Source organism: Flavobacterium sp. LS1P28 (assembly GCF_003970335.1).
GTDB lineage: Bacteria > Bacteroidota > Bacteroidia > Flavobacteriales > Flavobacteriaceae > Flavobacterium.
The window spans coordinates 97,119-118,827 of the sequence record NZ_RYDI01000003.1 but is presented as its reverse complement, the minus strand read 5'-3'; the positions used below and the strand labels follow the sequence as shown (position 1 = coordinate 118,827).

General features: G+C 37.3%; 17 protein-coding genes. 13 read left to right on the top strand and 4 right to left on the bottom strand.

Translation table 11 applies throughout. The annotated features are described in order from the left end of the window. Window positions 1–3 precede the first annotated feature (3 nt). Window positions 4–606 carry a trimeric intracellular cation channel family protein gene (locus tag EKL97_RS04410; RefSeq protein WP_126556317.1) on the bottom strand — a complete coding sequence of 201 codons (603 nt, stop codon included), beginning with the start codon at window positions 604–606 and terminating at the stop codon, window positions 4–6. A 177-nt stretch (window positions 607–783) separates the two neighbouring features. Between EKL97_RS04410 and EKL97_RS04405 the strand changes: the two genes are divergently transcribed. From EKL97_RS04405 to EKL97_RS04380, 6 genes are all read left to right on the top strand, one after another. Next, window positions 784–1,569 (top strand): TrmH family RNA methyltransferase, encoded by a 786-nt coding sequence (locus tag EKL97_RS04405; RefSeq protein WP_126556320.1) that lies wholly within the window; start codon window positions 784–786, stop codon window positions 1,567–1,569. Window positions 1,570–1,963: 394 nt separating this feature from the next. Then, window positions 1,964–4,183, top strand: coding sequence for a RelA/SpoT family protein (locus EKL97_RS04400; RefSeq protein WP_126556323.1), 2,220 nt, complete (start codon window positions 1,964–1,966; stop codon window positions 4,181–4,183). A gap of 116 nt (window positions 4,184–4,299) precedes the next feature. Then, window positions 4,300–4,782, top strand: a complete 483-nt coding sequence (locus tag EKL97_RS04395) for a Fur family transcriptional regulator (protein WP_126461125.1) — start codon at window positions 4,300–4,302, stop codon at window positions 4,780–4,782. Window positions 4,783–4,813: 31 nt separating this feature from the next. Then, window positions 4,814–6,085 (top strand): adenylosuccinate synthase, encoded by a 1,272-nt coding sequence (locus EKL97_RS04390; RefSeq protein ID WP_126461129.1) that lies wholly within the window; start codon window positions 4,814–4,816, stop codon window positions 6,083–6,085. Window positions 6,086–6,146: 61 nt separating this feature from the next. Next, window positions 6,147–6,728: a GDP-mannose pyrophosphatase NudK gene (nudK, locus tag EKL97_RS04385; protein WP_126515818.1), complete on the top strand. Its 582-nt coding sequence runs from the start codon at window positions 6,147–6,149 to the stop codon at window positions 6,726–6,728. Further along, window positions 6,728–7,609 carry a DMT family transporter gene (locus EKL97_RS04380; RefSeq protein ID WP_126568243.1) on the top strand — a complete coding sequence of 294 codons (882 nt, stop codon included), beginning with the start codon at window positions 6,728–6,730 and terminating at the stop codon, window positions 7,607–7,609. Before nudK ends, EKL97_RS04380 begins: the two co-directional genes overlap by 1 nt. An 82-nt stretch (window positions 7,610–7,691) precedes the next feature. Here the strand turns inward: EKL97_RS04380 and EKL97_RS04375 are convergent, their stop codons facing one another. Together EKL97_RS04375 and EKL97_RS04370 are read right to left on the bottom strand one after the other, a co-directional pair. Further along, a complete protein-coding gene (locus EKL97_RS04375; protein ID WP_126561842.1) occupies window positions 7,692–8,330 on the bottom strand; it encodes a peroxiredoxin in 639 nt (212 codons plus the stop codon). 287 nt (window positions 8,331–8,617) lie between these two features. Next, on the bottom strand, window positions 8,618–9,829 hold the full coding sequence (locus tag EKL97_RS04370; RefSeq protein ID WP_126568242.1) for an MFS transporter: 1,212 nt from the start codon (window positions 9,827–9,829) through the stop codon (window positions 8,618–8,620). Between the two features lie 832 nt (window positions 9,830–10,661). Here EKL97_RS04370 and EKL97_RS04365 point away from each other — a divergent pair. The 6 genes from EKL97_RS04365 to EKL97_RS04340 all read left to right on the top strand — a co-directional run bounded on the left by EKL97_RS04365 (window position 10,662) and on the right by EKL97_RS04340 (window position 19,278). Then, window positions 10,662–10,883: a hypothetical protein gene (locus EKL97_RS04365; protein ID WP_126461142.1), complete on the top strand. Its 222-nt coding sequence runs from the start codon at window positions 10,662–10,664 to the stop codon at window positions 10,881–10,883. A 189-nt stretch (window positions 10,884–11,072) separates the two neighbouring features. Then, entirely contained in the window at window positions 11,073–11,657 is a 585-nt protein-coding gene (locus EKL97_RS04360) for an RNA polymerase sigma factor (protein ID WP_126461145.1), read from the top strand. 92 nt (window positions 11,658–11,749) lie between these two features. Further along, the gene (locus EKL97_RS04355) at window positions 11,750–12,694 is read left to right on the top strand and encodes a FecR family protein (RefSeq protein WP_126561837.1); all 945 of its coding nucleotides are present in this window, start codon (window positions 11,750–11,752) and stop codon (window positions 12,692–12,694) included. 89 nt (window positions 12,695–12,783) lie between these two features. Continuing rightward, window positions 12,784–16,233: a SusC/RagA family TonB-linked outer membrane protein gene (locus tag EKL97_RS04350; protein WP_126568240.1), complete on the top strand. Its 3,450-nt coding sequence runs from the start codon at window positions 12,784–12,786 to the stop codon at window positions 16,231–16,233. 14 nt (window positions 16,234–16,247) lie between these two features. Further along, entirely contained in the window at window positions 16,248–17,678 is a 1,431-nt protein-coding gene (locus EKL97_RS04345; RefSeq protein ID WP_126555216.1) for a SusD/RagB family nutrient-binding outer membrane lipoprotein, read from the top strand. A gap of 25 nt (window positions 17,679–17,703) precedes the next feature. Continuing rightward, a complete protein-coding gene (locus EKL97_RS04340) occupies window positions 17,704–19,278 on the top strand; it encodes a calcineurin-like phosphoesterase C-terminal domain-containing protein (RefSeq protein WP_126555219.1) in 1,575 nt (524 codons plus the stop codon). Between the two features lie 261 nt (window positions 19,279–19,539). On the opposite strand, the gene EKL97_RS04335 is transcribed toward EKL97_RS04340, so the two are convergent. Next, on the bottom strand, window positions 19,540–20,454 hold the full coding sequence (locus tag EKL97_RS04335; protein WP_126453692.1) for an AEC family transporter: 915 nt from the start codon (window positions 20,452–20,454) through the stop codon (window positions 19,540–19,542). A gap of 166 nt (window positions 20,455–20,620) precedes the next feature. Here EKL97_RS04335 and meaB point away from each other — a divergent pair, with 166 nt between their 5' ends. Next, on the top strand, window positions 20,621–21,709 hold the full coding sequence (gene meaB, locus EKL97_RS04330) for a methylmalonyl Co-A mutase-associated GTPase MeaB (RefSeq protein ID WP_126555221.1): 1,089 nt from the start codon (window positions 20,621–20,623) through the stop codon (window positions 21,707–21,709).

Sequence of the window (21,709 nt, the reverse complement as noted above, 5' to 3'; positions counted from 1 at the left end):
TTTTTATTTAGGTTCTAAAGTGGGCAGATACCATTTGAATTTTACGGCCATCAACCGAATTATAATAATAAAAATTGACGTTGTTATGTATAAAATATCCTTATCCAAATTAAATTCCCGAAGCATAAAAAATAGCATTCCGCCCAGAATACAAATCGTGGCGTAAATTTCCCGTCTGAAAATCACCGGAATATCGTTGCATAAAATATCCCGAATAACCCCTCCAAAACAAGCTGTGATCGTTCCTAATGCAATGCATATAACAGGATGCAAACCAATATTTATTCCTTTTTCAAGACCAATTAATGTAAAAACGCCCAGTCCGACGGTATCAAATAAAAACAAAGAAGTGCGCAAACGATCAAATTTTTTCCTGAAAATAATCGACAAAACAAACCCCAAAAAAATCACATACACGTAATTCAGGTCCAGCATCCAGCCCACGGGCGTCCTACCAATCATAACATCTCGTAAGGTTCCGCCGCCAACAGCCGTTACAAACGCAATGATGAACACCCCAAAAGGATCGAGTTTTTTACTCATAGCGGTCAATGCGCCTGACATGGTAAAAGCAATCGTACCGACAAAGTCTAGAAAGTAAAACATTTAGATTGAAATTTTTTAAATATGGAATTTCTACAAAAATAAAGAAAATACTCGTAAAAATAACCAAAGCAACTGGCATTAATGCTGCTATTGCTTCCAAATAAATATTCGGATCAGATTAGAAAACTGGATTTTCTCTGTGTATCTTTGTCGTGTTTAATTAAATAGAGGAAAGCCTTGAAACAAATTACTTCGATACAAAATCCGCACATAAAATCCTTAGTGCAATTGCAGGAAAAAGCAAAAGCGCGCAAACAATCCGGTACTTTTTTGATAGAGGGAAAACGGGAAATTTCAATTGCCATCAAAGGCGGTTACGAAATAGAAACTTTATTGTTTTTACCTGAACTTTGTTCCGAAACTGAAGCGCATCAATTTTCTGAAAATGCAGAATTGATCGAAATCAACAAAGAAGTCTACCAGAAACTGGCTTATCGCGATACCACCGAGGGTATTTTGGCTATAGCCAAAACCAAATCATTGCGATTATCCGATTTAGAATTATCCGAAAACCCATTGATTCTAGTTGCTGAAGCACCTGAAAAACCGGGAAACATTGGCGCTTTGTTGCGCACTGCGGATGCTGCTAATCTGGATGCCGTGATTATTGCCAACCCAAAAAGCGATTTATACAACCCAAATATTGTGCGTTCCAGCGTAGGTTGTTTGTTTACCAACCAAATTGCAACCGGAACTACAGCAGAAATTATTGCTTTTTTGAAGGAACGAAAAATCAATTTTTATTGTGCAACGCTACAAAACTCCACTTCCTATCATACCCAAGATTACACCACACCAACGGCTTTAGTAGTAGGAACAGAGGCAACTGGCTTGACAGCAGCATGGCGAGAAGAAGCCACGCGAAATATTATTATTCCAATGCAGGGCGAAATCGATTCTATGAATGTTTCCGTTGCAGCAGCCATCTTGATCTTTGAAGCCAAAAGACAACGGGGATTTTAGACTGAAGATGAATGCTTTTTTGATAGGAGATTTCAAAATTTTCATTGGCACACCTAAAGACAATTGGTTTAGAGAAGTGCAACTTTCAGGTAAAAGAGAAATTTTATTTTGCTTCCAAACGTTCCCACAACTTTATGGTGCTATTTTTTCTGCAAAGACAGTAATTGTGTGGTAAAATGGAATAATACCTATTTTCATGCTGATGTGTATTTATTTTTAGAATGTGACGCAATTGAAAAGCAGTCTGAATCACAATAAAACCCATTTCCGGACGGACTGATTTCAGTTATGACTTTCAAAATTTAGCGTTTAAAAAAATCCTGTAATATCGTGCTTAAATAAAATTGCATATCTGCTAACTTATTGCTATTTTTAAGAAATGAACCATGCCGTTATGATAGAAATAGATTTAGAAAAAGAAAATAAAGCTATTGCTCAGGAGTACAAAGAGTTACTTCGAATAAGCTACCAAACCTTGAGTGATGAGGACAAAAAACTCATCCGGAAAGCCTTTGATGTATCTGTAGAAGCCCATAAAGAGCAACGCAGAAAGTCCGGTGAAGCCTATATTTTTCATCCTATCGCTGTAGCAAAAATTGTTGCTTCAGAAATAGGTTTGGGAGCAACCTCTATTGCAGCTGCATTATTGCACGATGTGGTCGAGGATACACCCACTACAATTCAGGACATCGAGCGCTTATTTAATCCTAAAGTAGCCCAAATTGTTGAAGGATTAACAAAAATATCTATGGTGCAAAGAGACCTGAACGTTTCAATGCAAGCCGAAAATTTTCGCAAGATGATTTTGACACTAAATGATGATGTGCGCGTAATCCTGATTAAACTTGCTGATCGCCTGCACAACATGCAAACCATGGATTCGATGCAAGAGGACAAGCAGACTAAAATTGCATCTGAAACCTTGTACATTTATGCGCCACTGGCCCATCGATTGGGTTTGTACAATATCAAGACAAAACTGGAAGATTTAGGATTAAAATATACGGAACCAGCAGTATACAATGAAATCGTAAGTAAAATAAAAGAAACTAAAGAGGAGCAGGATGCGTATATTGAGGCTATTTCAAATATTTTAAAAACATCCTTAGATACTGAAGGAATTGATTATATCATAAAAGGCCGTCCAAAATCAATCTACTCCATCCGGAGAAAGATGCAGGCTCAAAATGTAAGTTTTGACGAAGTGTATGATAAATTTGCACTCCGAATTGTTTACAAATCAACTCCCCATGACGAAAAATTCATCGCCTGGAAAATATACTCCATTGTAACGGACCACTACAGGCCCAGCCCGAGTAGGTTGCGCGATTGGATTTCGTCTCCAAAATCTACTGGCTACGAAGCCTTGCATATTACCGTAATGGGACCCAAAGGGCGCTGGATTGAAGTTCAGGTACGCAGCGAACGCATGGATGAAATTGCCGAAAAAGGATATGCTGCGCACTACAAATATAAAAATGGCGCTACCGAAGAAAGTGGTTTGGATGTCTGGCTCAATTTACTAAAAGAAGCCTTAGAGAATTCTGAGACAAATGCAGTAAATTTTGTGGAGGATTTCAAGATGAATTTATATTCAAAAGAAATTTTTGTTTTTACCCCAAAGGGAGAAATAAAATCCTTGCCCAAAGGTGCTACATCGCTTGATTTTGCTTTCAGCATTCACTCCGAAATAGGCATTCGCACCAGGGGAACACGTGTAAACGGAAAATTAGTCCCGTTGAATTTTGAATTAAAAAGTGGTGATCAAATTGAAGTAATCACGTCACAACATCAAAAACCAACGATCAACTGGCTGGATTATGTGACCACTTCAAGAGCCAAAACTAAGATAAAAAATGTTTTAAACGAGAACACCAAGAAAATTGGAGAAGAAGGAAAAGAACTGCTGACGCGTAAACTAAAGCATTTAAAAATAACTTTAAATGAATCTGTTGTAAATGAGCTAGTCAATTTTTTTAAGTTAAAAACAAGCTTAGATTTATTTTACAGAGTCGGGATTGGCGCTATAGAAAACCAACAACTCAAAGATTATGCCGCCCAAAAAAGCAATACTTTTATTAATTTTTTCAAGAATAAAATAAAACGAACCGCTAGCACAGCTGATGAGGACATTCATAAACCAATAATAAGCAGCAATTATGACATGCTCGTATTTGGCAAAGAACATGACAAACTGGATTATAAATTATCCCCGTGTTGCAACCCAATTCCCGGGGATGACGTGTTTGGGTTTGTCACGATAAACGAAGGGATAAAAGTGCATAAAAAAGATTGCCCAAACGCGATTGGAATGCAATCCAACTATGCCTACCGGATCATGACGGCCAAATGGATTGACTCTTCCCAAGAAGAATTCAAAGCCATCATAAACATAACCGGAATGGATGTTTTAGGACTTACCAACCAGCTGACAAAAGTGATATCGAATAATATGCATGTGAACATCCAGAGTATTTCTTTGAGCACAGAGGCAGGTATCTTTCATGGGCAGGTGGCCGTAATTGTTCAGAACAATACAATCTTAAAAAAATTAATCAATAATATCAAAAAGATTGATGGAATAGATAAGGTAACCCGAGTTTATAAAACCTAGAAAAGTTGCTGGTTTTTTACATAATGTAGCTTTTCATACCTGAAACGGAACAAACTTGAAACTAAACAAACCGGAAATTTTAATCTTTAAACTAAAAAATTTATCTTTGCCAGCATATGACACTCATTTCCACAGATAACAACAAGAATCAAGAAATTGTAAAAAATGTTTTCACAATGTATCTTGAAAAAAAAGGACATCGCAAAACGCCTGAACGTTATGCTATTCTTCAGGAAATTTACGATAGTGAAGAACATTTTGACGTAGAGAATCTCTACATCAAAATGAAAAATAAAAACTATCGGGTTAGTAGGGCAACCCTTTACAATACGATCGAATTATTATTGGACTGTGCTTTAGTGCGCAAACACCAATTTGGACAGAATCAGGCACATTACGAAAAATCATATTTTGACAAACAGCACGATCACATTATCATGACTGATACCGGTGAAGTAATCGAGTTTTGTGACCCTAGAATCCAAAGCATCAAAAAAACAATTGAGGAAATTTTCGATATAGAAATTACAAATCACTCCTTATACCTTTACGGTGTAAAAAAGGAAAAGAATACTCTGGACGAACAAGATCGTTCCTAAATATAAAAATTAACTACAAATAACATATAGAATGACGGTAGATTTATTACTAGGGTTGCAATGGGGAGATGAAGGAAAAGGAAAAATTGTGGATGTTCTTACTTCGAAATATGACATTATTGCACGTTTTCAAGGAGGTCCAAATGCAGGACACACTTTAGAATTTGATGGAATAAAACATGTTCTTAGAACTATTCCTTCCGGTATTTTTCATAAAACTGCTGTAAACATCATTGGAAACGGAGTTGTAATTGATCCTGTAGTTTTTCAAAAAGAAATTGAAGGCCTTGAAAAATTTAATTTAGACATCAAAAACAAATTAATCATTTCAAGAAAAGCGCATTTAATTTTGCCAACGCACCGCTTGTTAGATGCCGCATCAGAAGCATCTAAAGGAAAAGCAAAAATTGGTTCTACTTTAAAAGGAATTGGCCCTACTTATATGGACAAAACCGGAAGAAACGGAATCCGTGTGGGTGATATTGAATTAGAAGATTTTACAGATCGTTACAGAGCTTTGGCTGACAAGCACGAAGCCATGATAAAATTCTATGATGTTGCGATACAATACAATTTAGAAGAATTAGAAAAAGAATTTTTTGAAGCTATCGAAGAGCTAAAAAAATTAGACTTTATTGATAGCGAAGAATATTTACACCAAGCGCAAAAAGCAGGTAAATCAATATTATGTGAAGGAGCCCAAGGTTCGTTATTAGATGTTGATTTTGGAACCTATCCATTTGTGACTTCCTCTAATACAACTGCCGCAGGCGCTTGTACTGGTTTAGGGATTGCTCCAAATAAAATCAAGGAAGTATACGGAATCTTCAAAGCCTATGTAACACGCGTTGGAAGTGGCCCGTTCCCTACTGAACTTTTTGACGAAGATGGTGCAACTATGGCCCGTGTTGGAAATGAATTTGGATCAGTAACCGGAAGACAAAGACGTTGTGGCTGGTTAGACTTAGTAGCACTGAAATATGCGGTTCAGGTGAATGGTGTAACCCAACTGATGATGATGAAAGGGGATGTCCTTTCAGGATTTGAAACGTTGAAAGTATGTACGGAATACAATTATAAAGGAGAAAATATTTCACATTTCCCATACAACATTGAACCGGAAAATGTAACTCCAGTGTATCAGGATTTCAAAGGATGGAAACAAGATTTGACTGGTATGACCACATATGATGAGTTACCAATCGAATTAAAAGAATACATTGAATTCATCGAAAAAGAAGTAGAAGTGCCTATCAAAATTGTTTCTGTAGGTCCAGACAGAAAGCAAACGATTCTGAAATAAGATTATGAAACGTCCCGATAAATCGGGACGTTTTTTTTAGTGTAAAAATCAATTCCTACGAATGAAAAACCCAACCATTAAAATACAAAAAACCGAATTGCTCTCAGACAATTGGTACCTTTTAAACAAAGTCACTTTTGACTATCAAAAAAAAGACGACTCCTGGATTACCCAAAAAAGAGAAGTCTATGATAGAGGAAACGGAGCCGCCATTTTGCTTTATAACACTTTACAAAAAACCGTTATTCTTACACGTCAGTTTCGCTTGCCAACCTATCTTAACGGGAATGAAACCGGCATGATGATTGAGGTTTGTGCCGGCCTTTTGGATCAAGACAATCCGGAGCAATGCATCATTAGAGAAACCGAAGAAGAAACAGGATATCGTATTTCTACAGTCAAAAAAGTCATGGAAACATATATGTCGCCAGGAGCTGTAACTGAAATATTGTATTTATTTGTTGGCGAGTACGATGAATCTATGAAAGTAAGTGACGGTGGCGGAGTAGCACATGAGGAAGAAAATATAGATGTGATTGAAATGTCTTTTGAAGAAGCGTATGCCATGATTGAATCTGGTCAAATGCAGGATGCCAAGACTATTATGTTACTACAGTATGCTAAAATTCATAATTTGGTTTAATGAGTAATCCCACTAAAGGAGTTCTATTTGCCTTATTTGCTACCTTGTTATGGTCCGTAAATATGGTCATCGCCAGTGGCATAAAAGACCACATTCCTCCTATAGGACTGGCCTTTTGGCGCTGGACAATTGCATGTCTCGTTTTGGCTCCATTTGCTTTAAAAAGCACTATCAAAAATTTCACAATTGTTAAAAAACACCTCCGGTATCTTGTGTTTACGGCGGTATTGGGAATCACTATTTTCAACACGTTAATTTACATTGCAGGAAAAACAACAAGTGCTGTGAATTTATCGCTAATCGCCATTTCGATTCCGTTATTTATTGTTGCAATCTCCAGAATTATTTTTAAAGAGACCGTTTCTAATCTGAAAATCATAGGAATTGTAACTATAATCACAGGGGTTCTAGTGCTAATCACCAAAGGTTCGCTTCAGGCCTTGCTAAAAATCAACTTTACCATTGGGGATTTATTGATGCTTGTGGCTTGCTTCTTTTTTGCGTATTACACTATTTTAGTGCGTAAAAAACCACCTGAATTAACACCAAAAGTATTTTTGTTTAGTGTTTTTGTAATAGGCACACTGCTCCTTTTTCCTTTTTATCTTTGTGAACATTTGTTTTACAAAAAAGTTGTTTTTGACACTAAAACGATACTGATTACCACCTATGTTGGCCTTTTTGCTTCGCTGGTTTCTTTCTATTTGTGGAACGAAGCCATACGATTGATAGGCACATCGAAAACAGCTCTAATCTATTATTTAATCCCAATATTCAGCGGTATTCTTGCTTACTTTTTCCTAAATCAAGCAATTGGATTGATACAAATTATTAGTATGGGCATCATTGTTTCTGGTTTATTAATTACCAATAAGAAGTAATTTTTAATTTTTGACAAAATAGAAAAGCAGAATGAATTTATTTTCATTCTGCTTTCATGTTTATACGGTTTTCTAAAAAATATTATTTATTGGGCTGCGGAGTCATTCGCAAATACGGTTTGACCCTTTCGTAGCCTTTTGGAAATTTAGTCGGGATATCTTCATCTTTAACCGCAGGCGAAATTACAACACTGTCTCCATCTTTCCAGTTGGCCGGTGTGGCCACGCTGTAATTAGCTGTCAATTGCAGACTATCGATGACACGCAATAATTCATCAAAATTTCTACCGGTTGATGCCGGATAGGTCAATGTCAATTTTATTTTTTTGTCTGGTCCTATTATAAAAACGGAACGAACGGTGAAACTCTCACTTGCATTGGGATGAATCATGTCATATAGTTCCGCGATATGCTTGTCTTCATCGGCTATTATAGGGAAATCTACAGTAGTATTTTGAGTTTCATTGATGTCTTTAATCCATTCCATGTGTGAATCGACGCTATCTACACTCAATGCGATTACCTTGACATTTCGTTTTTTAAATTCAGGATAATACAGTGCTGCTGTTCCTAACTCAGTGGTACAAACCGGTGTAAAATCAGCGGGATGTGAGAACAAAATACCCCAGGAATCTCCCAGCCATTGATGAAATTCTATTTTTCCTTGTGACGTTTCTGCTTCAAAATCAGGAGCAATATCGCCTAATCGTACTGTTGCCATACTTGTTTATTTTAATAATTAGTAACACTGTAAGGTATTGAAATAAACACACTATAGAGGGAAAACAACTCTTAAAATTCTACTAATTTTTATAAAAACCAGAACGAAGCCCTTTAAAAAATAATGCCATTAGGAAACCAAATACCTAGAGCTCTGATCGCAACAGCATCTCCCGATTTAGAAAAACGAGGCTTTTTCAGCTGTAGTTTTTATTACCTTGGAATACAAGTACAGAGCAGGATACGAGCGAAGCGAACTGACGAAGTAAATATAGCTACGAAAAAGTATTATTTTTTCTTTAAATTAGGCAAAAAGAAAGCAATAATTCCGATCAGCGGCAAATAGGCACACAGGTAATAGACATAAGTGATGCTGGTGTGATCTGCTAGATTTCCGAGTAAAGCAGAGCCTAAACCTCCCATTCCGAAGGCGAAACCATAGAAAAGTCCAGAAACCATTCCGAGTTTTTTAGGCAGTAATTCCTGTGCAAAAACCAGAATAGCCGGAAAGGCTGAGGACATTATAGTTCCAATGAGGACGGAAAGGACTCCGGTCCAAAATAAATCGACAAACGGCAACAGTAAGGTAAAAGGCGCGGCTCCCAAGACAGAGAACCAAATGACGTATTTCCTGCCGTATTTATCGCCCAAAGGCCCACCAATTAAAGTTCCTATTGCGCAAGAAGCTAAAAACAAAACCAAGTGAAACTGGGCATCCTGCACTGATAATCCAAATTTTTCGATTAAATAAAAGGTGAAATAACTGGACATGCTGGCCATGTAAAAGAATTTTGAAAATATCAAAACCATCAAAATTCCCACGGAGATTGCGATCGTTTTTTGAGACAAATTAGGCAAATTGATTACCGTTTTTTTAGCGCTCCTTAAACTCAAATGATTTTGATACCACAGGGCAATCCTACTCAAAACAACCAATCCGATAAGGGCGACGGAGACGAACCAAATGATGTGATATTGGGAATTAGGAACCACAATTAAGGCAACCAGTAAAGGCCCGATTGCTGTTCCTGCATTGCCCCCCAACTGAAAAATGGATTGTGCCAAACCCCGTTTTCCTCCAGAGGCCAAAAAGGAGATTCGGGATGCTTCAGGATGAAAAATAGACGAACCGATCCCGACCAATACAACCGACACTATGATCATTGAAAAACTGGACGCATAGGACAAACCCACAATTCCGGATAAGGTAAAAAGCATTCCGAAAATTTGGGAAAAAGGTTTTGGTCTTTTGTCCGTGTAGAGTCCCACGATCGGCTGCAAAATGGAAGCCGCTAATTGATAGGCCAAGGTAATTAACCCGATTTGGGTGAAGGTTAAATTAAAATTTTCTTTTAAAATAGGGTACGCGGCCGGAATAACGGCCTGTAATAAATCATTGAGCAAATGAGCAAATGCAATAGAAAACAGGACAGGATACACGGTTTGCTGTGCAATAACGGCAGTGTCAATTTGTGTTGCATTATCAGAAGATGAATTCATATTTTTTAATAAAACTGTATTATTAACGCGAATAAGGAGTAGCAAAAAGCAGCCTAAACCGTTAAATTAATTAAAAACAAAAGACTGAAAGCCATACTATTTAAGATGCTTTTGACTCCTTTTTGACCTAGCTGTATACTCTGAATAAGGTGCTAAAATTAGTTAAAAATTGCGTTTTAATCCGTAAAAAAGATGGAAAAAAATTAAAACAAGCACGATTTGTTATTACAGTAAATTAAAATCCTGTTTAGGTATTTATAAAAATTATTACGCCTCTCTTTGTAGAAATTCAGTACTGCCTTGCCTATTTTTTTTTTACAAAAAAAGCAGAAAAAATACATTTTTACGCGTTTAAACGGTGATAATAGCTTTTAAACGGTAAAAAAAGAGTGTTTTACTGAAAAATATTTTATATTTGAACAGTTAAATTATAGCGTTTGGATAATTCTGTAAAAGGACAGTTGCTAAAAAACAAAAGGACTCTCGACTAAGTGGACTATATTTACAAAAGAGAACTATTCCTAAAAAAGTTAGCATCGAATCACATTAATTTTCAGCATTTTTTTTAAAATTAAAATAAAAATTCCGGGTAATTCGGGTAATTCGTGGCTGGAATAATTAAGTGGTATTAGTTACGGACAGTCCTGTAAAATAATCCTATTAATGGCAGAACAGCAAAACTTATTTAGAGAAATACTTAAAAAGTATATTTATAAAAAATAAAACTTACCTTATATTTTTAATAGTACTCTGAATTTTAAAATTGATTTGAATTATTATCTATATTTGGACTGATATCCAAAGTAAATAAACCAACTTTAAAATTTATAACATGAAAAAAATACTAACATTTGTTGCAATTGCATTCTTCACTACTGCTCTTAGTGCGCAAGAAGTAAAAGCTGTCGCAAAAGCTAAAAAAGAATCCTGTTGTGCCAAAAAAGACTCCAAAGCAATGACTGCCGCAGAAGTTGAAACATGCAAAACAAAATGCAAAGCCGAAGGAAAAAAGTGTGCGGCAACAATGGCAAAAGTCAGCGGAAAAAAATGCTAAACTAAAACCTTCCATTTTCACTTTATAAAAAACGACGCTTATTTCAGCGCCGTTTTTCTTTTTAATAACCAGAAAAAAAAATGTTTAACACCGTTGGGGATAAATCATCGACATTCGTTAACCATAGCTTAAACTCCTTTCGAATCCCAGCTTGTTAAAATTGATTTCATTTGTAGCAACTACTACAGCATGAAAACAACACTACTGCTATTATCCGATACGGAATTACAAACAAGATTGCAGCACCAGGATCAGCTTGCCTTTGGCATCTTATTTGACCGTTATTGGAAAAGATTGTATACCTATGCTTTTAAAATCTACAAAGAGGAAGCCATTTGCGAAGATATTGTTCAGGAAATATTTATTAGTCTCTGGGAAAAATCAGCCAATACATTTATTGAAAATTTAGAAGGTTATTTACTCCGAGCCGTCAAATACAAAGTTGCCAATCACATTCGGGATTTAAAATTTGATTCCGGGCATCTTGAAATACTCCAAAACATCCCGAATCCTTCCGGAACCGACAAGCATTTAGTATACCAAGAATTTGAATCCGAAATTTTTAAGCAAATAAAGAAACTCCCTCCCAGAAGCCAAGAAGTCATAATCCTGAGCCGATTGGAACATTACACCAATATTGAAATTGCCCAAAAATTAAACATTTCAGTCCGCACCGTAGAAAAGCACATCAGTGATGGATTGAAATTGCTTAAAATGAAGATTGACCCCTGCCAATTCTCGATTTTTATTACGGGAATGTTGCTGCAATGTTAATCCACTCCCCCTTCTGTTACCAAATCTTTAAGACTGAATTTCCCACTACGTAAAAACAATACCAGCGGGTACTTATAGTAAAAAGACCCGTTTTGCAAAAAGAAGACTTCCTCACATTAGCCCAAAAATATGTTCAAAATAAATGCACCCTATCCGAAAAAGAGGCTGTAGAAACCTTCTTCTTTAAACAAACAGAGAAAGAACAAAACATCATAATCTTTTCTTTAACCCAAGAGAAAAGAAATGCAATCCTACATAAAATAAATACTACCATTAACAAGCCCAAAGGAAAGCAGCAAAAACGCTATTCGAATATAGGCAAAATAGCTGCCATTGCACTTCTTTTTATCGGAATTTCTTTCGTAATAACCCAATCTACCAGTACAAATCGCATCACACAATCCGCTGCCAAAGGGGAAATAAAAACACTCTTTTTGCCTGATGGCAGTCAGCTGGTTTTAAATGGCAACAGCAGCGTTACTTACGCAACCAATTTCAAAAACAACCGAAAACTAGACCTTAAAGGAGAAGCTTATTTCAAAGTAGTTCGCAATCCAAAAAGTCCTTTTACAGTAGAAACCCCTCAATTCAAAATCAAAGTTTTAGGAACTTCTTTTACCATTAGCGCGTATGAAAATTACCCCAATACCATCCGTGTGCTATCCGGAAAAGTAACCGTGAATTCTAAAGAAAACCCCAATCACAACGTATTGCTAACTAAAAATCAACAACTGCGTTTTCATACATCACAGCTTCCACTGCTCACAAACAATACCCGGGAAGATTTCTTGGCTTGGACTAAAAATATTATAGTGCTCGAAAATACAAGCCTTGGCGAAACAGCCGCAATTTTGAGAAATAAATTTAATGTCACCATTCTTTTTGAGCATCCGGAATTAGAGCAACTTCGGATTACCGGAAAATTTAAAAACGAAAATATCACTACTATCCTCAACAGTATTGCCGAGGTAAAACAATTAGAAATTCACGTTCAAAACCAAAACACCATTTTTATACGAGAAAAACCAAAGAAGTAAATGCTGGAATTCGCTATTAAAACCAATACTTAAGTGGCATTCGAATTGAGATCCCATTAAAACAAAATAAATATTTAAAACCTATTAAAATGAATTTGAAAATCCAATTTCTTTTTTCCCTAAAATTAAAAAAATACCTGTACCTGTTCAGTTTCCTCTTCATATTTTCTGAAATGGCTGCAATGCCTTATACAACTATAACTACCGAGGAGAAAAACTTCTCTATCGACATCAAAGAAATCCAAATCAGGGAAGTCTTTGATATCTTAGAAAAAAAGACTCCTTACACCTTTGTTTTTGACCAAGCAATCGCCTCTTCAAAACAACGTTTGACTTTAGTGGTAAACAAGGAAAGCATACATACTATTTTAAATAAAATTACCGCCCAAACTGGCTTTCAATTTCGCCGCATCAACAATACCATTTCTGTAACCAAATCTCCTTCAATCCAGCAGCTCACCCGCGGCACAGTAAATGATTCTCAAGGCTTGCCTTTACCTGGAGCAAGCGTTTTAGAAAAAGGAACTACAAACAGCACCACAACTGATTTTGACGGAAAATTTAGTCTGACCACCTCCACGGCTAATGCGATTTTAGTAGTTTCCTATATGGGTTTTGATGACAAAGAAGTATCCGCAAATAATTCTGCGCCACTGGTAATCCGCTTAACAGCGAACACTAATGCGCTGAACGAGGTTGTGGTAACCGCTTTAGGAATTAAAAGACAGGAAAAACAATTGGGTTTTTCGCAACAAACCATCAATGCTGATAATCTGGCACAAACTGCTCCAAATAACTGGTCTTCAGGCCTAAAAGGAAAAGTGGCCGGTTTAAATATCGTTTCCTCAGGATCCGGGCCTCTAAATTCCCAACAAATTACCTTAAGAGGAAATAATTCGTTGAATCCCAATGGGAATAATGCCTTAATTATTGTAGATGGTGTTCCCCTAAACAGTAAAATAACCAGCTCAGGATCTGACAGTGCGTATATGGGCCGCGATTCTCCAGTTGATTTTGGTAACGGTATTTCAGACCTTAACCTTGATGATATCGAAAACGTAACAGTCTTAAAAGGACCCGGAGCCACTGCACTTTATGGAAGTCGTGCCGCAAATGGTGCGTTAATTATCACTACCAAATCCGGTAAAAAGAACAAAGGCCTTGGGATTAGCTATAATACAGGAGTCACTTTTGACGTCATTCAACGTTGGCCAGATTACCAATATGAATATGGTCAGGGTACCGGCAAATCATTTGATCGAAATGGAAATCCGTATTATTCCTATTTAAGTTCTGCCGATGGAAACAATACGGGTTCCACCAGTAGCGCCTGGGGACCAAAATTTGACGGACAATCCTATTTTCAATACGATCCCGTAACGCAGACTCAAGGAACCGAAAGAACACCTTGGACTCCCTACAAGAATAATATTAAAGATTTCTGGCGTACCGGAATTACTATAAACAACAACCTCACGCTTCAAGGCGGGGACAAAAATGGTTCCATGAGAATGTCTATTGGTCATTCTAAAAATGAATGGATCATGCCTAATACCGGATTTGAAAGAATTACAGCCTCTGTGAATGCGGATTATAAAATCTCGGATAAAATTAAAATTGCTTCGGTGATCAATTACAACAACAGAGACAGTGACAATTTACCGAGTACCGGTTACAATAATGGCTCTATCGCCTACTTTACGATTTTCCAAAATCCAAATGTAGATCTCCATTGGTACCGCCCTATTTGGAGACAAGGTCAAAACCAAATCCAACAGCTGCAACCCTTCAGTAGTTATATTGATAATCCCTATTTAATTGCCAATGAAGCTACAAATTCCTTAGCAAGTAACCAAATCGTGGGAAATCTGAACGCCACAATCCAGTTGGCTCCCAATTTAGATCTTTTATTGAGAACTGCTTTAAACACCTACCATCAGGATCGGGAGCAAAAAAGACCCTACAGTATCAACCGGTATGCTAAAGGATTTTTTAGAACACAGGATGTATTTATGCAGGAAGTAAATTCTGATTTTTTATTGACTTACAAGAATAAGCTGTCAAACGATTTTTCCTTTTCTGCGTCAGCAGGTGGAAATGCGATGAGCTATAAATACCAAAGGATGGATGCTGCTGTGGAAGGCTTGGTCGTTCCTGATGTTTATAAATTGGCAAATGGGGTCAGCAATCCAATCATAAGTGTAAATGACAGTTATAAAAAAGTCAATAGCTTGTACGGACTGTTCTCCCTTTCTTTTAAAGATCAGATTTTCTTAGATGTTACGGGCAGAAACGACTGGTCCAGTACTTTACCAGTACAAAACAATTCTTTCTTTTACCCTTCTGTAAATACCAGTTTTATTCTTTCTGAAATATTCAACTTACCCAAATCACTGGAATATTTTAAATACCGATTGTCTCTTGCCCAAGTGGGTAATGATACTGATCCGTATAGAACCAGTAAATACTACGATCAATCTGCCTTTGCAAGTTCAGCAGTAGCGCCATCAACCTTGTATAATGCCAATTTTAAACCGGAAATCACCACCAGTATTGAAACCGGTTTTGAAGGGCGATTATTCAAAAACAGAATCAATTTTGACGCGACGGTCTATCAGACAACGACTAAAAACCAAATTATTTCTGTTCCCTTAGACATCACAACGGGATTCAGTTCCGGCATCATGAATTCTGGCGAAGTTCGAAATCGAGGAGTTGAACTCACCCTAACCGGAAAAATTGTCAATATGGATAAATTTAAGTGGTCAACCACTTTAACTTGGTCCAAAAACTGGAATCGCGTCATGGAACTTGCCGATGGTATTCAGGGACAACAAACCATTGGTTCAGGAGGTTCAGCCACATTGATTGCCAAAGAGGGTGGCACAACAACCGCAATATACGGCTACGGTTTTGTACGATCTCCTGACGGTCAGATTGTATATGACAATGCGGGTTTACCGGCCTATCCGGATGAAATTCAATACATAGGCGATGCCACTCCGGATTGGAGAGCCGGATTATACAACAGTTTTAAATTTGGAAACATAGGTTTAAATGTCATGTTGGATGGTCAACTTGGCGGTATCATCTATTCCCAAACCCATCATAAACTATCTGAAATGGGTAAAATCAGATCTACCATAAAAGGACGCGAAGAAGGAGTGATTGTAGGCGAAGGAGTTGTATTAAATTCCGATGGTACGTATTCTCAAAACACTACTGAGGCACTGACTCCGGACTGGTACGCCAGGTATTACCGCAGAGCCAATGTCGAGTCCAACTCTTTTGAAGCTTCTTATGTAAAATTGAGAGAAGTAAGTCTGCAATACAGTTTCTCTCCAATATGGCTTAAGAATACCGGCATTACAAGTTTAGATGTATCGGTTTTCGGTAGAGACTTAGCGGTTCTTTCTGACTTTCCTATTTTCGATCCGGAAACGGCAGCCTTAAATGGAGATACTATTTTACCCGGTATCGAAATGGGTCAAATGCCCACCCCTGCTACCTATGGTTTTAATTTAAAAGTGAATTTCTAAACTATTATTTAAAGATGAAAAAGATACAAATTTTTACTGCAACTTTAGTTCTAATACTGCTAAACTTTGCTTGCACGGGCGATTTTAGCGAGCTCAATGAAGACCCTAACCGGATTGCCCAGATAAGTCCGGGAACATTAATTAATCCTATTATTTATGGTCTGGCTACACACAACGCGACTAGAAGTGCGGGTGTCACGTTCGATTTGATGCAGGTATCGCTCCCCTTTCCCAGCGTTTCCGGAGGGCTTCACCGTTATGATTTAAGTCAGGAAATAGGGTATTCGTCCTGGGCTAATTACTACAAATGGCTCAATAATATCAAGGAAATGAAAACTGCGGCGATACGGGCAGAAGATCGCAATTATGAAGCCATTGCACTGACTCTAAATGCTTGGGTGTATGCCAATCTTACGGATATTTTTGGACCGGTTCCCATGACCGAAGCTGTAAACGGTGAGGAAGGCAACCTTTATCCCGCATTTGATTCTCAGGAATTAATTTACACCACTATTTTAGCCGATTTAGAACGAGCAAATGCCCTTTATAATTCCGCTACACCTATGATTTATGCCAGTGACATCCTCTTTCAAAACAATGTCACGAAATGGAGAAAATTCACTAATTCCCTTCAAATGCGTTTGTTGTTGAGAATATCCAACCGTACCGAAACCAATTCTTTTCAAAAGTTGGCAACGATGATTCAAAATCCAACACAATACCCTGTTTTTGAAAACACATCCGAATCTGCCATCCTGAAAGTAACTGGGGTAACCCCTAATGTTTCTCCTTGGGGAAGACCGCAGGATTTTAGTTTAAACGTAAAAATAGCCTCTTTTTTTATAGACAATCTAAACACCATGGCCGATCCCCGAAGACCTGTTATTGCTGGTGTTGCAAGAGACTTGAACAATGTTTCCATAGGCTACAAAGGAATTCCCAGTGCCTATGCAGGAGCTGAATCTCAGTTTGCTTACAATGCTTCTACGTTTAATGCAACTCAGATAACCAATCCCATGAATATTTTCTTGATGACGTATGCCGAAGTAGCCTTTATAAAAGCCGAAATGGCGCAAAGAGGATTCACCACGGATGCCGAAACGCATTATAAAAAAGGAGTTCAGGCCGCCATGGAGCAATTGGGAGCCACAATACCCAGTACTTATTTTAATAATTCATTAGCAGCTTATGATGGTACTTTAGAAAAAATCATGCTTCAAAAATATTATGCCCTTTATTTTATCGATTACCAACAGTGGTTTGAATACCGCAGAACTGGATTCCCAATTCTTCCAAAAACGACTGCCATGGAAAATAATGGAATTATGCCTTCCCGTTTTTATTATCCAACGAGCATTCAAATCAACAACCAGCAAAATTACCTCAAAGCAGTTGAAATGTTGGGTACAGATGATATTAACACTAAAGTTTGGTGGGACAAATAAAATCTTAATTTAAAATAAATAAACAATGAAAAAATCAACATTCTCCATTTGTGCCTTGCTGTTTTCAATAGGAATTATGGCACAAACCAACGTTCAAGGTTGTGTTTTTGAAGACCACAATCAGAACGGCAAAAAAGAACGAAATGAAAAAGGAATTGCTAATGTTTCCGTAACCAATGGTCTGGAAGTGGTCCTTACCGATGAAAAAGGTAAATACATCCTGCCTATTAGCGACGATGCAATTATAGCCGTAATTAAACCCACCAATTATAAAGTAGGCGTGGATGAAAATAATCTGCCTCAGTTTTTTTACAATCACAAACCCAATGGCTCTCCTCAATTAAAATTCAAAGGAGTAGACCCCACGGGAAAATTGCCTAAATCAATCGATTTTGGTTTGGTTCCCCAACAGGAAAATCAAGAGTTCACAGCTCTTATTTTTGGTGATCCGCAACCTTATACCCAGGCTGAAGTTGACTTTTTTGCCAAAGGGATTGTAGCCGAAGTAGAAGGAATTAAAAATGTTCCTTTCGGATTGAGCCTAGGAGATCTAGTAGGAAATGACCTTGCTCTTTTTAATCCTTACATTAAAGCGGTACAAAAAGCGGGGATTCCGTGGTACAATTTATTGGGAAATCACGATCTTAATTTTGATGCCACCACAGATGAAATGGCCGATGAAACCTACGAAGCCCATTTTGGCCCAGCAAATTATGCCTTCAATTATGGTAAAGTCCATTTTATCGTCATGGATAATGTGCTCTATCCTGATCCCCGAAATCAAAAAGGATATTGGGGCGGTTTTACACCAAAACAGTTGCAGTTTATAGCCAATGATTTGAAATTGGTTTCAAAAGAACATTTAATAGTGCTGGCTTTTCATATTCCAATAAGTGAGCCTACCGATGAAGATACTTTCAGAGATGCAGATCGGGATCAGTTATTCGAGCTTTTAAAAGATTTCCCAAACACACTTTCTCTTTCTGCCCATACCCACATTCAACGCCAGGATTACTTTGACAAAACCGATGGCTGGTTACAGGAAAAACCACACCATCATTACAATGTTGGAACCACTTCCGGAGATTGGTATTCCGGAAAACTGAATTCTGAAGGCGTTCCGGTTTCGACCATGCGTGATGGAACACCAAAAGGATATGCCTTTATTAATTTTAAAGGAAATAAATACAGTCTGGATTATAAAGTGGCGGGCAAACCTAAAACCTATCAAATGGAAGTTTTTGCACCCAAAGTAGTGGAAAAAGGCCGTCCTACCCGATCCGGAATTTATGTGAATTTCTTTATGGGAAGTAAAAACGACAGCCTCGAATACCGTGTAGACCAAGGCGAATGGAAAGCAATGGACTATGTAAAGGAAATAGATCCTTCGTATGCCACTGAGGTTTATGAATGGGATCTAACCGAAGAATTAATTCCTGGTAGACGCTCGTCTAATCCTATAGAAAGCAAACATCTTTGGAAAGGAAAAATTCCTACGAATCTGGAAATAGGCGTACATACGATCGAGATTAAAGCCACAGATCAATTTGGAAAAACCTACACTGAAACAACTTCCTACCGCTTGGAGAATCAAAAATAAGTTTGTTTGTTTTTTATTTTTTAAAAGGCTCGCTAAAGATTTTAATCCAGGCGAGCTTTTTTTATTCAAAATAAATAGGAGTACGCTGCTCCCATATAATAGTACGGCACATTCCTTTTTCTGGATTTCAAACTAAAATCAACTTTTTTTCTTTCAAAGCAGTGCGAAATCATAGTCCTATACCAACGTATCACCATCCTTTCCGATATTGGAATGAAGTAAGTGAGGCTAGTTTATCGTTTTTCTTTAGCAACCGAGAAATTACACCAATTGAACCAAAAAATACCAAAACAACAACGTGATAAAAGATAGTGGTATTCCAAAACCGATCATCATACTGCTCAATCGAGGTTTTAAACCGTGCGTAGAAGCTAAAATACAAGCTGTAATCATTGGGGCCATAGCCGACTCTAAAATAGCAACTTGAATAATTTTAGAATGCTGTTGCAAAATCAATACATACAACACATAAATAAGAGCCGGGGTCAAAATTAATTTATACAAAAGGCCCAATCCTAAAAACTTCCAGTGCTGGCTTTTCCGTTCAAAACGCAATTGCAAACCAACCGATAGCAAAGCCAAAGGAGTTACTGCACTTCCCATTTTTTGAAATAAAACTTGGATGTACTCATGGAAATCCACATTACAAACATTCATCAAACAGGCTACTAAAAAAGTTATAAAAGGTGGAAAAAACAGAATCTTCTTGGCAATTTGAACACCATTTGGACTTCCGGTAGAGTATACTGTTGCCACCAGAATCCCTAAGGTCGAAAGCACTACAAAAGAACCGGGCTGATCTACTAAAATAGCCGTTTTCAAACCTTCTTCACCGTATAATGCTTCAATTATTGGAAAACCTAAAAAAGATGTGTTCCCTAAACCAGCCGTGATAATTAAACACCCAGTGAGTTTCTTAGACCAGCCAAATTTGTTTCCTAAAAAACTAAAAAACAAATAGGAAACTACAAATCCAATCCAGGCTACCCCAATAGGGAATAACAATTCAGGACTCCAGTCTATTTTTGGAATATAATACAAGGCCAGAGCCGGAAGGCAAATATAAATAACAAGCTTATTTAACAGCTTGTAAACACTAATAACAGGGAATGCTTTTATATTTTGCAGCACAATACCGAGGAATAAAAAAACAAAAATCAAGATAAAATTATTCATAATGGTGCAAAGATATTGACAAATCCTTTATAAACTCAATTCAAAAAATAAAATTATTGATTTAGCTGTGCATCAAAAGCGTGATCACGATCAATTTGATATTTTATGCAAATCACCATTCATTCACCATCCTTTTTTATTAATTTTACTTTTAAAAAAAGCTGCTTTGTCAAATAAAAAACTACTTCATTCTGCCCTTAACGAAAAACCTGGGGTTTCTTCTCCTGAAGCTATCAGTGCTGCAGCGGTGGAACATATCCAGCAATTTAGAAAAATACAGCCTTCATCTAACGAACTCTTTAGCGGTATATTAGCGGGAAATATCACAGCTTTGAGTCGTGCCATTACGTTAGTAGAAAGTACAAACACCAACCATTTAGCGAAAGCCAATGAAGTCATAAATGCTTGTTTGCCTCACGCCAATAAATCCGTCAGAATAGGAATAACAGGGGTTCCCGGAGTAGGAAAAAGCACTTTTATTGAAGCCTTTGGTTTGCACTTGACCAGTTTAGGAAAGAAAGTAGCTGTTTTGGCAGTAGATCCGAGCAGTACCATTTCGCACGGAAGTATTTTAGGTGATAAAACCCGAATGGAGGAATTGGTTAAAGACAAAAATGCATACATCAGACCATCTGCTTCTGGGGAAACCCTAGGTGGAGTAGCCCGAAAAACCAGGGAAACCATCACGCTTTGTGAAGCCTGCGGTTTTGACACTATATTGATCGAAACGGTGGGTGTTGGTCAAAGTGAAACCGCAGTACACAGCATGGTAGATTTCTTTTTGTTGTTAAAAATTACCGGGGCTGGTGATGATTTACAAGGAATAAAACGCGGTATTATGGAAATGGCTGATGCCATCGTAATTAATAAAGCCGATGGAGACAATATCCGAAAAGCTCAATTAGCCAAACTGGAATTCAAGAGAGCTCTGCATCTTTTTCCGGCTAAAAAATCAGGCTGGATCCCTACCACTTCTACCTGTAGCTCCATAAGTCACGAAGGAATAGCGGAAGTTTGGGAAACCATTCATAAATTTCTGGAACTTACTAAAGTCAATAATTATTTCTTTGAAAAACGGAAAGAACAAAACCAATATTGGATGTTAGAAACCATCAACGAACAATTAAAAACTAATTTTTACAATAATCCGGAAATTCAAGCATCAATGAATGCAACTAAAAAAGCGGTGCAAAATGATGAAATTTCACCCTTTGCAGCCGCTCAAAAATTATTAGAAACCTATTTTAAAAAATAG